Source organism: Pseudomonas sp. W15Feb34 (assembly GCF_023127765.1).
GTDB classification, from domain to species: Bacteria; Pseudomonadota; Gammaproteobacteria; order Pseudomonadales; family Pseudomonadaceae; genus Aquipseudomonas; species Aquipseudomonas synxantha_A.
Genome location: NZ_SPKN01000053.1, coordinates 60,237 through 72,937, shown reverse-complemented (window position 1 = coordinate 72,937; position 12,701 = coordinate 60,237). Strand labels below are relative to the sequence as shown.

The following is a 12,701-nucleotide window of genomic DNA, read 5'->3' as shown; positions in this document are numbered from 1 at the left end:
CGCGCATGATTCTGAGAAAAGCCTGCCTGTGCCTTTTACTGCTAAGCGCCGGCTTCATTGCTGGCTATGCGGCCAAGCCCACTGCGCAGTTGGAAGTGACGGCGGGCCAACTCATGGAGTGTGGTGAAGTGATGATTCCGACGCTGGGTATGTGAGGTTAGAGCAGACAATCAAGGCCCCGTGGCGTGCAGGGAAAATCCATTGCGTCCCGCAGCCTTCGCCGAGTAAAGCGCCTGATCAGCCGCCTCGATCAATCCGAGCGGCGGTTCCAGACGCAAACCCGTGCCCGCGGCAATGCCGATACTCACACTGACGTAACCGAACGGGCTGCCTGGGTGCGTGATGTTTTCGTGCTGCAGCGACTCAAGGATCCGTTGCGCGACCACCGCCGCGCCTTGGCTGTCGGTGCCGGGCATGATGATCGCCATTTCCTCACCGCCATAACGCGCCACCAGGTCTGACGGTCGTCGCGCGCATCGTTCCAATAGCCTGCTGACCCTCTGCAAGCAAGTGTCGCCGACCACGTGACCGAAGGCATCGTTGTAGCGTTTGAAATGGTCGATATCGATCATCAACAACGCCAGCGACGTGCCTTCGCGCTGCGCCCGGCGTGCTTCCAGAGCCAGTGTTTCATCGAAACAACGGCGGTTCGCCAAACCGGTCAACGCGTCCTTCATCGCCAGGAACGCCAATTGACGATTGGAATCGAGCAACTGTTGCTGGGCGACGCGCAGCGCCTCTTCCGCCGCGGTTCGCCGGCGAATATCCAGGATCAGGAACCAGCCGATCAGCCCGGTCAACCCCAGCAAGCCCGCCACCACGACTGCCGACAGTGCCGCCTCGATGCGCCACGCCGCGAGGGCTTCATGCTTGCCCAGCGCGACGGTGGTAATCAGCGGCAGCGTTTCGCTTTTGCGAAAGGCATATAGCCGCTCCACACCATCCAGGCTGGAGGTATGCGCGGTGGTGCCGAAAGGCTGATCGAAATACTTTGCATAGATAGGCGACTTGGAAAAATTGCGCCCCATGTCCTGTTCACGGAAGGGATAGCGCACCAGCAACGTGCCGTCGGTGTAGGACAAGCCGATGGCACCCTCCTGGCCAACGTCAAGCTTGCCGAACACGCGCAGAAAGTTTTCCACCCCCAGCGTCACCGCGACCACCCCGGCAAAATTGCCCGATGCATCATTGAATCGGCGGCTGACGGTAACCACCCATTCCTGATTGGCACGGCTCTGAACCGGTGGGCCAATGAACGGCTCGGGGCTCGGATCGTCACGATGATGAATGAAATAGGCGCGATCGCTGCTATTGGCCCCCTCTGGAATCCGCCGGTTGGAGGACATCAACCAGCCGCCCTGACGGTCATACACCGTGATGCCACTGAGCTGCGGCATCAGCGGCTGCTGGCGGTTGATCAACGCATGGATACGCTCGATTTGCGCCGGGCCACTGCCTTCGGTTTCGAGGCGCTCGACCAGGCCCAGCAACAACAGCGCGCTTTGCCGGACGATACCTTCGGTATAGGTATTGAGTGCCTGGGTCAGGTTCAAACCATGCACATCCACTTCCGCCAGCGCGCGCTCACGCGAAGACAGAACCTTCCAGATCGTCAACGAGGTCAGGGAGCAACCAATCACCAACAGCAAAAGCATCACAAGGCGGGTATCGCGCTTCACGTCAGCACCTTAAGGAAGTCCGGTTTCCAGTCCAGCCATCATTCGAACGTCGGCACTTACAGAGGCCACCGGTTTCTGGGCGCAAGCATACAAGCACTCTGCTTGCACTGCAGCAATAGCACCCACAGAAATTTCCTACACCAACAGCCTCGCCTCGGCTTGAACCAGACCATACGGCTCACGCCCCACCCTGCTGAAAACTCAACAGCGCCTGCTCAAGATCATCTATCGCGCCTTCAACCTCTGCCACACTCGCCTCAAGTGAAACAACCGATGCTTCAGGGCCAGTGCAAGCAACCTCCAGGGCCCGGCACCGTTCTACCAGTGCTCACCTTTAACCACACGGGCATCGGGCCGATGGCGTTGACCGCGAAGATGCGCTGCATGCGCTCCAGGCTCAGGTCCTCCAGACGCGACTGAGTCGTCAGCACGCCGGTATTATTGACCAGTACGTCGAGGCGCCCGAACCTGCGGTCGATGGCCGGGCGGTCGCGGCACCCACTCCGCGACTGCCACCGGTGATCAGGATCAGCGGTGCCTGCGAGACGTCAACCATTGAAAATACCTCCTTGGATGATGGCTGTATCAGCCGATGATGAGGGTGCCGCCGGCGATCACCACGCACGCCAGGACCCTGCGCGCGGTAAGGGTTTCGCCAAGAAAAAAGTAGCCAATCAACATCGCGAACAACACGCTGGTTTCGCGCAATGCCGATACCGCGCCCAACGGCGCTTCGTTCATCGCGTAGATCACGATTGCATAGGCCAGCAAAGACACCAGCCCGCCGACCACCGCGGCCAAGGTACCGGGGCGCAGGCTTAATAAACTGCGGGCATCGCGCAGGCCGATGTACACCGCTGGCATCATCACGCCCCACAACGCGCACATCCATACGGTATAGGCCAGCGGCGCGCCGGAGAGCCTGGCGCCGATACCGTCGACAACGCTGTAGGCCGCGATGAAACAGCCCGTTCCCAGCGCATAAGGCAGGCTGGGAACCGACAACCGACGCCCGCTGAAAGCCAGGGAAATAATCGCCCCTGACACCAGTGCAATCCCCAGCAACTCGACGGGCGCAATGCGTTCCCCGGCAAATACCGCAGCCCCCAGGGTGATCAGCGCCGGCGACGAGCCCCGGGAAATCGGATAGATCTGCCCCAGGTCGCCCACCCGGTAGCTGCGCACCAGGAACAGGTTGTAACCAACATGCAGCAACGCCGAAAGCACCCCATAGCCCCAGCTCTCAATCGCCGGCGTCACCATGAACGTAGCGGCGATGAGACTGGTGAAGGCAATGGCCATGCACATGACAGTCATTGACCACAGCCGGTCGGCACCACCACGCAATAGCGCGTTCCAGCTGGCATGAAGCAGTGCGGCGAACAGCACCAGGAAGATGATATGAGTAGGCATGCGCCATCTTAGGCAAGCCAAGGCCCCGGCTTACAGCGAAGTCTGCTCATCACAGCATGAACAGATGCTCATACCTCATTGATCCGCCCGTTGTACTTTCAGCGCCTCGCTCATCAGCCATTGACGAAAGCTGAGGATATGCGGCTGGGTTTCGATGCCCTTGGGGCACACAAAATAGTAGGCAAGCGGTGACGGGAACGGCACATCGAACAGGCGCACCAGGCGACCGTCACTTATTTCCTGCTCCACATGCCCGCTGCGCACCAACGCGATGCCATGGCCGAGCAGGGCCGCCTCGACGGTCATGTTGGTATCGCCAAACCTGACGCTTTCCCTGAGCGGCGTAAAAGCCAGCCCCACCGCTTGAAACCAGACCTCCCATTTCGGTGCCAGCTCGGCGCCATCGCGGGCCAGCAGCGGGAAGTCCAATAAATGGGCGGGGCTGCCCGGGGTGCCAAGGCGCCGCAACAGTTCGGGGCTGGCCACCGGAAACACCTGCTCGCCGAACAAAAACTCCGAATACAGGCCCGGGTAGTTCCCCTTGCCCAGCCGGACCGCGACATCCGCTTGGGCGTCGGAAAAGTGGATGACGTCGTCCGTGGTGTCCAGCGCAACCAGCAGCTCGGGGTGCTGGCGAGCGAGGTTCGGCAAGCGTGGCAGCAGCCATTTCAAGGCAAAGGAATAGGTGGTGCTGACCTTGAGCCGTACCCTGCCCTTTTGCTCGCGCAGGTCGGCCAGGGTCGCCTCCAGGCTCATGAAGAATTCGCGCACGATGGGCGCCAGCGTAGCCCCCGCCGGGGTCAGGCGTAACGACTGGCCACGCTCGAACAACGCCAGGCCCCACAGCGCTTCCAGGTGTTTGAGCTGGTGGCTGACCGCGCTCTGAGTAACATGCAACTCCTGCGCGGCCGCGGTAAAGGTCGGGTGGCGAGTGGCGGCTTCGAAGGCGCGCAAGGTCGCGGTGGGCGGCAGATCTCTCATAAATTAGGTATCCGGCGAGTTAGCAGTAAGCGCTGAGCATGAGCATTGACTCATGTTAGCCCTAAAGCACCAGGTTCGCGTATTGCTCCAGCAACCGCGCCAAGTGCTGATATCCGCTCGCCAGATGAGGCGCACCAAGCCTGCTCAACGACCGGGATGTGCGCCGCGCCTGTGCGGCGCCGATCGCGGGATGATGGGCATATCGTGCAACCCGCCGCGCACCGCTTTGCACGCATCGGGCCACGGGAGATGCCGGATCAATACCGCTGGCTTTGCGCTGTAGCCGATTCAATTGCTTGCTCAGTTGCAGCGACAAGTAGCCCGCCGGGTCAGCGTGCGGGTGATCAGCGCCAAGCAAACTCTTCAACGTAACTAACCGGTGTTGTTGCTCCGCTTGCCATTGAGCATGATCGATTGTACGTGCCTGGCGTAACAGCAGGCGTGTATGCCGGCGCAGCGCACGTGTCAATGCGCGTACCTGCCTGGCTGGATCTTTGGGCAGGATCTGAAACGCCAAGAGGCACACAATCATCGCTACGATCCAGGCCAGCGCCTGGTTGGCGAAACCGACGAAATCGTAGGTGGCGGTCATGCCGGTGCCGACCAAGGTGTTGAAGCCGATCAGGTAGGCAACCCCTTGCAGGGCATGGCGCGGCTGGCTCGTGGCATGGATGCCGAACGACCAGAAGCCTGCCATGACCAGCAACAACAGAGGGAAGCCGTTGATCTGTGGCATCAACAGGAATTTGCACAGCGCCGCCGCCACAATCGCGTAGAGCGTGCCGCGGATAAAACCGTTGATACCTTGGGCTGGCGCGGCAGCTGTCGCCACCAGGGTGCAGTACGGCCCCAGCACCGCCAGTAATGTGGGCCCTTGATCCCAGCCGCTGAAATACCAGATCGCACCCACACTCAGTATGGCGAGCAGTGCCCGGATGCCGTTTCGCGCCGCATCCGCGTAATGGCGGTGATACCCCACGGCGCGTACCGGTGCGCGGCGAGCCTGGTCGAGGCTGGCGAAGTTCAACAGGGCCTCGCCCAAGTCCGCCAGTTGGTCGTCCAAGCGTTCGCTGCGCAACCGCAGGTGTGGGCTTGAGTGGGCGCAATCATCCACCCAGCGACGCAGTTGCTCCAGTGTCGCGGCCGCGGCGCGAAAGTCGCAGCGAGCCTGCGCCAGGCATTCACTCAGTTGCTGCAAGCCTGTGCTTATGCGGGCGCGCAACGCGGGGTCGATTGCGGGGTCGGGGTCGTCCGGGTGCACGTCGAGCACAGCCGACTGCAGATGCGCCAGGCCGGCCTGAATCGCCAGCTGCCGCGAGCGGATCAGCGACGATTCGCCACGGCCGAGCCCAAGCTGGTCGTCCACCTTGCTGATATCGATCGCGAGCTGGTGCCGTTGCGTCGCCAGCTGCGCAGGCTCTTCGCCCACAAGGCTTGCCGCGAGCAGCCGGGCGCTGCGCGCACAGGCGTCGATCAGCGAGCTTCGAACTTTATGCGCCATGGTCTTGGCGCTGAACAGCGTCGCTACCAGGCTCAAGCTGAGCACGCCGAGCGCTACCGCCGTGCCACGGGTGATGATGTGGTCGAAGCCCTGTTCCGGGGCGACGATGGCAGGGCCCAGCGCCAAACACACCGTATAGCCCGCCACCACTGCCGCGGTGGCCTGGTAATGACGCAAAACCGTCATTGCACCGACGCACAGGCCCAGCCATATACCGACGCCCAGTATGAACAACAGCATCTGTTGCGCGAACAGCCCCATCAGCACAAAGGCTGCGACCATGCCGACCAGGGTGCCCAGCATCCGGTACACACCCTTGCCTCGCACTGCCCCTTGGATGGGCTGCACCAGCAACAACACCGTGGACGCACCCGAGAATGGCGAATCCAGATGCAATTGGAATCCAAGCCAGAGTGCCAGGCCGGCCGCCAATAGACTACGCAGCACGTAGGCAAGCGTGGCGGATGTCCAGGGCCGAGGGATCGCCGCGAACAAGCGTGTCGCCAGGCCAGTCATCACATGAACGCCTGCAGCCATTGGGTGAGTCGCCAGCGCGGTGCGGCGCCCGGCTGCGTCACTTCGACACTGGCGGTCATGCCCGCCGCCAACTCCACCCCATCCGGCACCTTGTCCAACTCGATGCGCACGGGCACTCGCTGGGCCAGACGAATCCAACTGAAGGTCGGGCTCACCTGGGGCAAGCCGCTGTCGTTGCGCAACTCATTGGTGTCGGCAATGCCTCTGCCCAGGCTTGCCACGTGGCCTTGCAGCAACGGGTCAAAGCCCATCAGCTTGATCGACACCGGTGCGCCGATGAGTACACCCGGCAGCTTGGTCTCTTCAAAATAGCCCGTGATCCAGAAACTATGAGCGTCGACCACGAACAGGTTGGTAGCACCCGCCTGAGCATAGTCACCGGGCTGCAACCGCAGTTGCGTGACGTAGCCGTCCACTGGCGAACGCACAGTCGTGCGGTCAAGGTCGAGCTGGGCCTGGGCCAACTGGCTGCGCGCCGCATCCAGGCGCGCCTGGGCCACGGCCAAGTCACGCGCCGCGTTGTCGATCTCTTCCCGGGCGATGGCGCCGCCCAGTTGCGCGCGCCGCTTGAATTGCGCACTGCGCTGCTCGAACACACTCCGCGCTTCTGCGAATTGCGCTGCGCGCTGCTGCTGGGTCAATCGATAAGCACACGTATCGATGCGATAGAGCAAAGCACCCTTTGCCACCCATTGGTTGTCACTGACCCATAACTGATCGATTTGGCCGGACACCTCGGGCGCAATGCGGATCACCTGCGCACTCACCCGCCCATCCCGCGTCCAGGGCGCCAGCACGTAAGCCCGCCAGAGTTGCAGGCAAAACACCAGGGCCAGCACGCCAAGCCCCACGGTGGCGGCAGTTTTAAGCAGTTTGACGATAGACATGCGCGGCCTCGCTCAGCAATGGACGACCATCGTCGACACGACGATGAGCGAGACAAAAAAACGCGCCAGCGCCGGGTGCCACGCTCGGTCCAGCCAGCGACCGGCCAGACGTTCGATCAGCCGGTAGGCCAGGAGGGACGCACCGAGGTAGATCAACAAGGGCGGAAAGTAGAGGTTGGCAATCGAGATTTCGCTAAGCATGGCAAGCACCGGGATTCGGAAGGTTCTAGCAGTCGCCCGCCCAAGGAAGGCAAGGCTTGTAGGTGATGCTAGGGAATTACTGCCACTGCCGATATTGAGTACACTGCCAAAATATAATCAAATCCGGACAACCCTGGATGACCTTGCATGGCACAGATCCAAGTCGATCAGTTTGAGTACGACACCCTTTCCCAGCCCGCCGTAGCGCTGATGCTGGAACCCCAGCGCAACGACAGCGAGTCTGCCGTACACAAGCACCGCAAGGGGCAACTGGTGGTGGCGTGTTGCGGTGGCATTGTGTGTACGGTGGAAGATGGCGTGTGGATGGTGCCGTCAGGGTTCGGCGTGTGGATCCCGGGGGGCGTCGCCCATAGCAACCGCGTGACAGCCAACGGGCAGGTGTGTTTTCTGTTCGTGGAGCCCGGCGCTGCATCGCTGCCGGATCGCTGCTGTACCTTGGCGCTGTCGCCATTGATCCTTGAGCTGATCCTGCACCTGAGCGGCCAGGCTCAGGATTACCCGGCCGATTCACGCACTGCTCGATTGGCCCACGTACTGCTCGAAGCGCTTGAACTGGCCCCCACCGAACAACTCTACCTGCCTCTACCCGCCTCGAACCCGTTGCGCACCATCGCCCGGGCCCTGGCGCAAGATCCCGCCAACCGCGCCACCATGGCGAACTGGGCACGCCACGTGGCCATGAGCGAACGCTCGCTGGCCCGCCTGGTAAAAGCCGAAACCGGCCTGACCTTCGGACAATGGCGCAAGCAATGGCAGATCATCGTCGCCCTGCAAAGCCTGGCCGAAGGGCAATCAGTGCAGAGAACCGCTGAAGCGCTCGGCTATGAGTCAGTCAGCTCGTTCATCACGATGTTTCGTAAAACCCTGGGCACCTCACCGGCCCGTTACCTGCGCAACACCGTGGGTCTTACCTAAGACTCCAGCGTCAGCGCAATTTTCAACCGCAGATCCTTTTCCGCAAATGGCTTATGCAAGACCGGACAGCCCCTGAACTCTTCCGGCAGGCCACTGCCGCCGTAGCCCGTACTGAACAAAAACGGAATGTGGCGTGCGCGCAGAATCCGCGCCACTGGGAAGACGTATTCTCCAGCCAGGTTCACGTCGAGGATCGCCAAGTCGACATCCACCACCCCTGCCACGTGTATCGCCTTGGCGAGTTGGGCCACGGAGGCGACTACGGTGCACTCCAGGTCTTCGAGCATTTCCTCGATCAACATGGCGATGGTGCCCTCGTCTTCAACCAGAAGCACTCTGGTGCCTGGGAACGTGGTCATGTCTGGTTCTCAGCGAGCATAAACGAGAAGCGGCAGTGAACGCCCTCAGGGGCGAAGTCAAGTTCGAACGAACCGCCTAGATCACGCTCGATGCAGCGCTTCATCAACCGCGACCCCAAGCCTTCGCGCTCCGGCGTGGATACCGAAGGCCCACCTTGTTCGCGCCAGTCCACGGTGAGCAGCGCGCCGCTGGGCTGGGGTCGCACGCTCCAGCTCACCGAGAGTGTCCCGGTGTCGGTGGACATCGCTCCGTATTTGAGGGCGTTGATCGCCAGTTCGTTGAGCGTCATGGTCAGGTTCAGGGCGACGCGGGTGTCGACCTCAATGGCATCACCGGCGATCACCACGCGGCCGGGGTCATGGCCAAACACCGGCACCAACACTTCCTGGGCCAGCACTTCCAGCGGCGTAAGGCCCCAATGCCGCTTCGTCAGCAGGTCGTGGGCACGCGACAAGGCGAGCAGCCGGGCTTCGAACCGGGTGTAGCCGTCCCTGGCATCCTGCGCGTTACGCGCGGTCTGGGACGCCAGGGACTGGACCGTGGCCAGGGTGTTCTTGACCCGATGATTGAGTTCATCGATCAAGTTCTTTTGTCGGTCTTCGGCCTGCTTTCGCTCGGTGATATCCACAAGCATGTTGATCGCGCCGATCAGATTGCCATCGGCATCGTGCAGCGGGGTCGGATACGGCGTGAAAGACACGCGGGTGCCATCCGGACGCTCGGCGACGGCCTCGACGCCGCGTATGGCGCGGTTTTCCTTGAGTGCCACGGCCATCGGGCATTGGTCGTGAGGCAGAAAAGAGCCGTCGGTGTTAAACAGTTTCCAGGTGACACACCACAGGTCGCCCAGTTGCGGCGTGCGCCCCGACAACTCGACGGCCGCACGATTATAAAAAGTGATACGCCCTTCGGCGTCGGTGGTGTAGACCGCTGCCGGCAGCGCCTCGAGCAGATCGCGCATGTGCCGTTCGCTTTCACGCACCCGGTTTTCCATTTTTCGGGCCAGCGTGACGTCCTGAATGACTCGCACACCATAGCGGAACCGGCCATCCGGCGCCCTGACCGACGAGCTATGAACATCCAGATAAAGCGCCTGGCCATCGAGCTTCAACGCGCGTTTGCGCAACACGTAGTTGTCCAGTTCACCCGCCACCTGTCGTGCGTATAACGCCGCGTCCTGCTCGACACTGTCTGGGTGGGTGTAGTCCAGGAAGGTCATCGCCAGCAATTGCTCACGAGGGCGCCCGAGCATGGTGCAAAGGGCATCGTTGACCCGCAGCAGGCGACCGTCCTCGCCAGCCTCGGCAATGCCGATGGTCGCCGCCTCGTAGGTCGCCGCCAGCCGGTCATCGCTCTCCTGGCGCCCGGTTTCGGCGTCGTGCACGCGGGTCACGTCAATCGTGAAGCAACGTGTGTTGAAGAACTTGCCGTCTTCGAATCGCCCATTCGAGGTAATCGCTACGTGCCTGATGCTGCCGTCCTTGGCCCGCAGGCGCGCCGGGTAGCTGTTCAGGCAATCGCCGCTGCCGAGTTTATGGAGGATGTCGCCGATGACCGGTTCATCCACATGAAATTCAGTGATATGACGGCCGATGTATTCGTCCGCGCAATAGCCCAGCAGCGATAACTCGGCTTTATTAGCGCGCAGGATAATGCCTTCGCCGCTGACAATATGCAGGCCCACGGCGCTGTTTTCGAAAAAGTCTTCAAGGTCGGAACTTTTGCGTCGCAGCTCTTCGGATATTGCGTGGTGCGCCGAGACGTCCTGAAAGCAATTGATCGCGCCCTGGATTCGTCCATGGCGATCGCTAAGCGTGCGGACATTCATGAGCGCTACGAAGCGAGATCCGTCAGGGCGCTCGATCAAGACTTCCTGATTACGCGCACACAGGCCAGCGTTGAGCGTGGAAGCCATCGGACATTCGTCGACCGCCAATGGCGCGCCGTCCGTCGTATAAAGTCGATATGAGCCGCAATAGCGGTCGCCATGCTTACCGAGGGCTGGTGTTCGTCCCCACAAACTAACCGCTTCGCTGTTGAACCTGACGAGCCACCCGTCGCGGTCACAGAGGTAAATTGCCCCCGGAATCACATCGAGCAAATGAGTCCCCATCGCGACCAGGCTTTCGTATTCACTGGGTTCGCGTGTGGTTGTGGGGGGCTGGTCAACATTCAACATACTTGATCCTCAATGCACCTGTGTTGAAAAACGCGACTGCTATTGCCGCCTTTCGCTCTTCCCTGAGTGTATGTACCGAGAAAGCATTCCACCTTGGATAAATTTCATTCACACGCAAGACTTTGCCTCGGACGCTGGAAGCGCCGAATGGGAACGAAACATGAAGCCTACCGCTCAATATAGTGTTGCCGCTTCGAGTTTATCAGCCGACGTAGCATGAGGAGAGACTGTGTCCACTTCCAAGCTGACCTCGCGTGTTCTCAATACACCGCGCCATACGACGCACTATGTAGAGATGGGACCGGCCGATGGGCCATTGATGCTGTTCCTGCACGGTTGGCCGGAGCTCAGCCTGATCTGGCGCGCACAGATCCAAGCATTCGCGGCACAAGGCTGGCACTGCGTTGCACCCGACATGCGCGGTTATGGTCGTTCTTCTGCACCCGCGCCCACGCAGGCGTACACCCTTGAAAACATCGTGGCCGACATGGCAGAACTTCACGACCATCTCGGTGGCAGGCCCGCCATTTGGGTAGGCCACGATTGGGGCAGCGTCGTGGCGGGTGAACTGGTCGCTCATGAGCCTCAGCGCAGCTGCGGTGTTGTATTGATTTCGGTCCCGTACTTCCCCACCACTAACGCGCTGCCAACGCTCGTCCCACTGGTTGACCGCTCGATCTACCCGGCGGACACGTATCCGGACGGTCAATGGGATTATTACCGCTACTACAACACACACTTTGCGTGCGCTGTCGCTGACCTTGATGCGGATAAAGCCGCATCGCTGGCGTCGATTTATCGCCGAGGCGACCCGGCGAATATCGGCAAGATTGCAGCGAATGCCGAAGTGACCCGCAAGGGCGGGCGGTTCGGCCAAGCGCACCGGCCCCCCCTCACCCAGCCAGACCTTGCGCTCTGGCCGCAGGCAGACTTCGCGCAATTGGTGCGCAGTTTCCAGGCGCATGGTTTCCGCGCTCCCTGCGCCTGGTATTTAAACGACGATGCCAACATTGAATATGCGCACCGGGCGTTAAATGGCGGCCTCTTGTCATTGCCCGTACTGTTTGTGAACGGCGACTACGATCAAATGAACACCATCAAAGGTAATCAGCTGGGCGATCCAATGCGGGCGGCCTGCGTAGATCTCACCGTGGCAAGCCTACCCGGCGGGCATTGGTTGCCGGTGGAATGCAAGGTCGAACTCGTTGAAGCCATAAGCACCTGGCTACGCAAGCTCAGGTCCCGCTCTTGACCTTGCTCCAGACCCGCGTACGCACGCGCTCCAGTTTCAACGGCAGCGGCTCCAGCGCAAACAGCGTATCCAGCACTGCCTTGGAAGGATAAACCCCAGGATTATCGCGCACCTTCGCATCAACCAGCCCTTTGGCGTCCTTGTTGGCATTGGCATAGCTGAGGTAATTGGACGACGCGGCAATCACCGGCGGGCGCAGCATGTAGTCGATGAACGCCAGGCCCTGCTGGGGATTCGGTGCATCGTTGAGCAGCACCAGGTTTTCCACCCAGATCGGCGCGCCTTCCTTGGGAATGCTGTACTGGATCCGGCGACCATTGCCGGCGGCATCGGCAGCTTTGCGAGCGTCCATCACGCCCCCCGCCCAGCCGACGACGGCGCAGATATCGCCGTTGGCCAAATCGGTGATAAAGCGCGAGGAGTCGAAGTAGCGAATGTGCGGGCGCAGTTTCAACAGCAGGGCCTGGGCCTTCACATAGTCGTCCGGGTTCTGGCTGTTATAGGGCAGCCCCAGATAGTGCAAGGCGATCGGGATGATTTCAGCGGGCGCATCCAGCATCGCCACGCCGCACTCGCCCAGCCTGGCGAGGTTTTCTTCTTTGAAAATCAGGTCCCAGGAATCTACCGGTGCGTTGTCACCCAGGAGCGCGTGGACTTTGGCGACGTCGTAACCAATGCCGGTGGTGCCCCACAGATAAGGCACGGCAAAACGATTACCGGGGTCGTTGCTGCTGACCTTGGCCAGGATATCCGGATCCAGATGTGACAGGTTGGT

The 12,701-nt window shown here is 61.1% G+C and carries 12 protein-coding genes and 1 pseudogene; 3 read left to right on the top strand and 10 right to left on the bottom strand.

Annotated elements, in window-relative coordinates:
- The first annotated feature begins 5 nt into the window (after positions 1-5).
- A complete protein-coding gene (locus E4O97_RS26570; RefSeq protein WP_177464527.1) occupies positions 6-155 on the top strand; it encodes a hypothetical protein in 150 nt (49 codons plus the stop codon).
- A gap of 15 nt (positions 156-170) precedes the next feature.
- On the opposite strand, the gene E4O97_RS26565 is transcribed toward E4O97_RS26570, so the two are convergent.
- The 7 genes and pseudogenes from E4O97_RS26565 to E4O97_RS26535 form a co-directional block, all read right to left on the bottom strand.
- Positions 171-1,679 carry a sensor domain-containing diguanylate cyclase gene (locus E4O97_RS26565; protein ID WP_248162757.1) on the bottom strand — a complete coding sequence of 503 codons (1,509 nt, stop codon included), beginning with the start codon at positions 1,677-1,679 and terminating at the stop codon, positions 171-173.
- A gap of 347 nt (positions 1,680-2,026) precedes the next feature.
- Positions 2,027-2,235 (bottom strand): annotated as a pseudogene (locus E4O97_RS26560) (SDR family NAD(P)-dependent oxidoreductase); the annotation flags it as partial.
- Between the two features lie 29 nt (positions 2,236-2,264).
- Complete coding sequence (locus tag E4O97_RS26555; protein WP_032876610.1) at positions 2,265-3,092, bottom strand: DMT family transporter; 828 nt, start codon at positions 3,090-3,092, stop codon at positions 2,265-2,267.
- 75 nt (positions 3,093-3,167) lie between these two features.
- A complete protein-coding gene (gene gcvA, locus E4O97_RS26550; protein WP_005787360.1) occupies positions 3,168-4,073 on the bottom strand; it encodes a transcriptional regulator GcvA in 906 nt (301 codons plus the stop codon).
- 61 nt (positions 4,074-4,134) lie between these two features.
- Positions 4,135-6,090 carry an FUSC family protein gene (locus E4O97_RS26545; protein ID WP_248162827.1) on the bottom strand — a complete coding sequence of 652 codons (1,956 nt, stop codon included), beginning with the start codon at positions 6,088-6,090 and terminating at the stop codon, positions 4,135-4,137.
- On the bottom strand, positions 6,090-6,998 hold the full coding sequence (locus E4O97_RS26540) for an HlyD family secretion protein (protein WP_248162756.1): 909 nt from the start codon (positions 6,996-6,998) through the stop codon (positions 6,090-6,092). Before E4O97_RS26540 ends, E4O97_RS26545 begins: the two co-directional genes overlap by 1 nt.
- Positions 6,999-7,010: 12 nt before the next feature.
- A complete protein-coding gene (locus tag E4O97_RS26535; protein WP_032876622.1) occupies positions 7,011-7,199 on the bottom strand; it encodes a DUF1656 domain-containing protein in 189 nt (62 codons plus the stop codon).
- A gap of 147 nt (positions 7,200-7,346) precedes the next feature.
- Between E4O97_RS26535 and E4O97_RS26530 the strand changes: the two genes are divergently transcribed.
- Positions 7,347-8,135, top strand: coding sequence for a helix-turn-helix transcriptional regulator (locus tag E4O97_RS26530; protein ID WP_078820987.1), 789 nt, complete (start codon positions 7,347-7,349; stop codon positions 8,133-8,135).
- On the opposite strand, the gene E4O97_RS26525 is transcribed toward E4O97_RS26530, so the two are convergent.
- Together E4O97_RS26525 and E4O97_RS26520 are read right to left on the bottom strand one after the other, a co-directional pair.
- Positions 8,132-8,494 (bottom strand): response regulator, encoded by a 363-nt coding sequence (locus tag E4O97_RS26525; RefSeq protein WP_248130747.1) that lies wholly within the window; start codon positions 8,492-8,494, stop codon positions 8,132-8,134. The two genes, E4O97_RS26530 and E4O97_RS26525, sit on opposite strands and share 4 nt — an antisense overlap.
- Positions 8,491-10,674, bottom strand: coding sequence for a PAS domain S-box protein (locus E4O97_RS26520; protein WP_248162755.1), 2,184 nt, complete (start codon positions 10,672-10,674; stop codon positions 8,491-8,493). The genes E4O97_RS26525 and E4O97_RS26520 overlap by 4 nt, the downstream gene beginning before the upstream one ends.
- A 229-nt stretch (positions 10,675-10,903) precedes the next feature.
- Here E4O97_RS26520 and E4O97_RS26515 point away from each other — a divergent pair, with 229 nt between their 5' ends.
- On the top strand, positions 10,904-11,926 hold the full coding sequence (locus E4O97_RS26515) for an alpha/beta hydrolase (protein WP_248162754.1): 1,023 nt from the start codon (positions 10,904-10,906) through the stop codon (positions 11,924-11,926).
- On the opposite strand, the gene E4O97_RS26510 is transcribed toward E4O97_RS26515, so the two are convergent.
- Positions 11,910-12,701: extracellular solute-binding protein (locus tag E4O97_RS26510; protein WP_248162752.1), on the bottom strand; the 792-nt coding region annotated here is incomplete at its 5' end. The two genes, E4O97_RS26515 and E4O97_RS26510, sit on opposite strands and share 17 nt — an antisense overlap.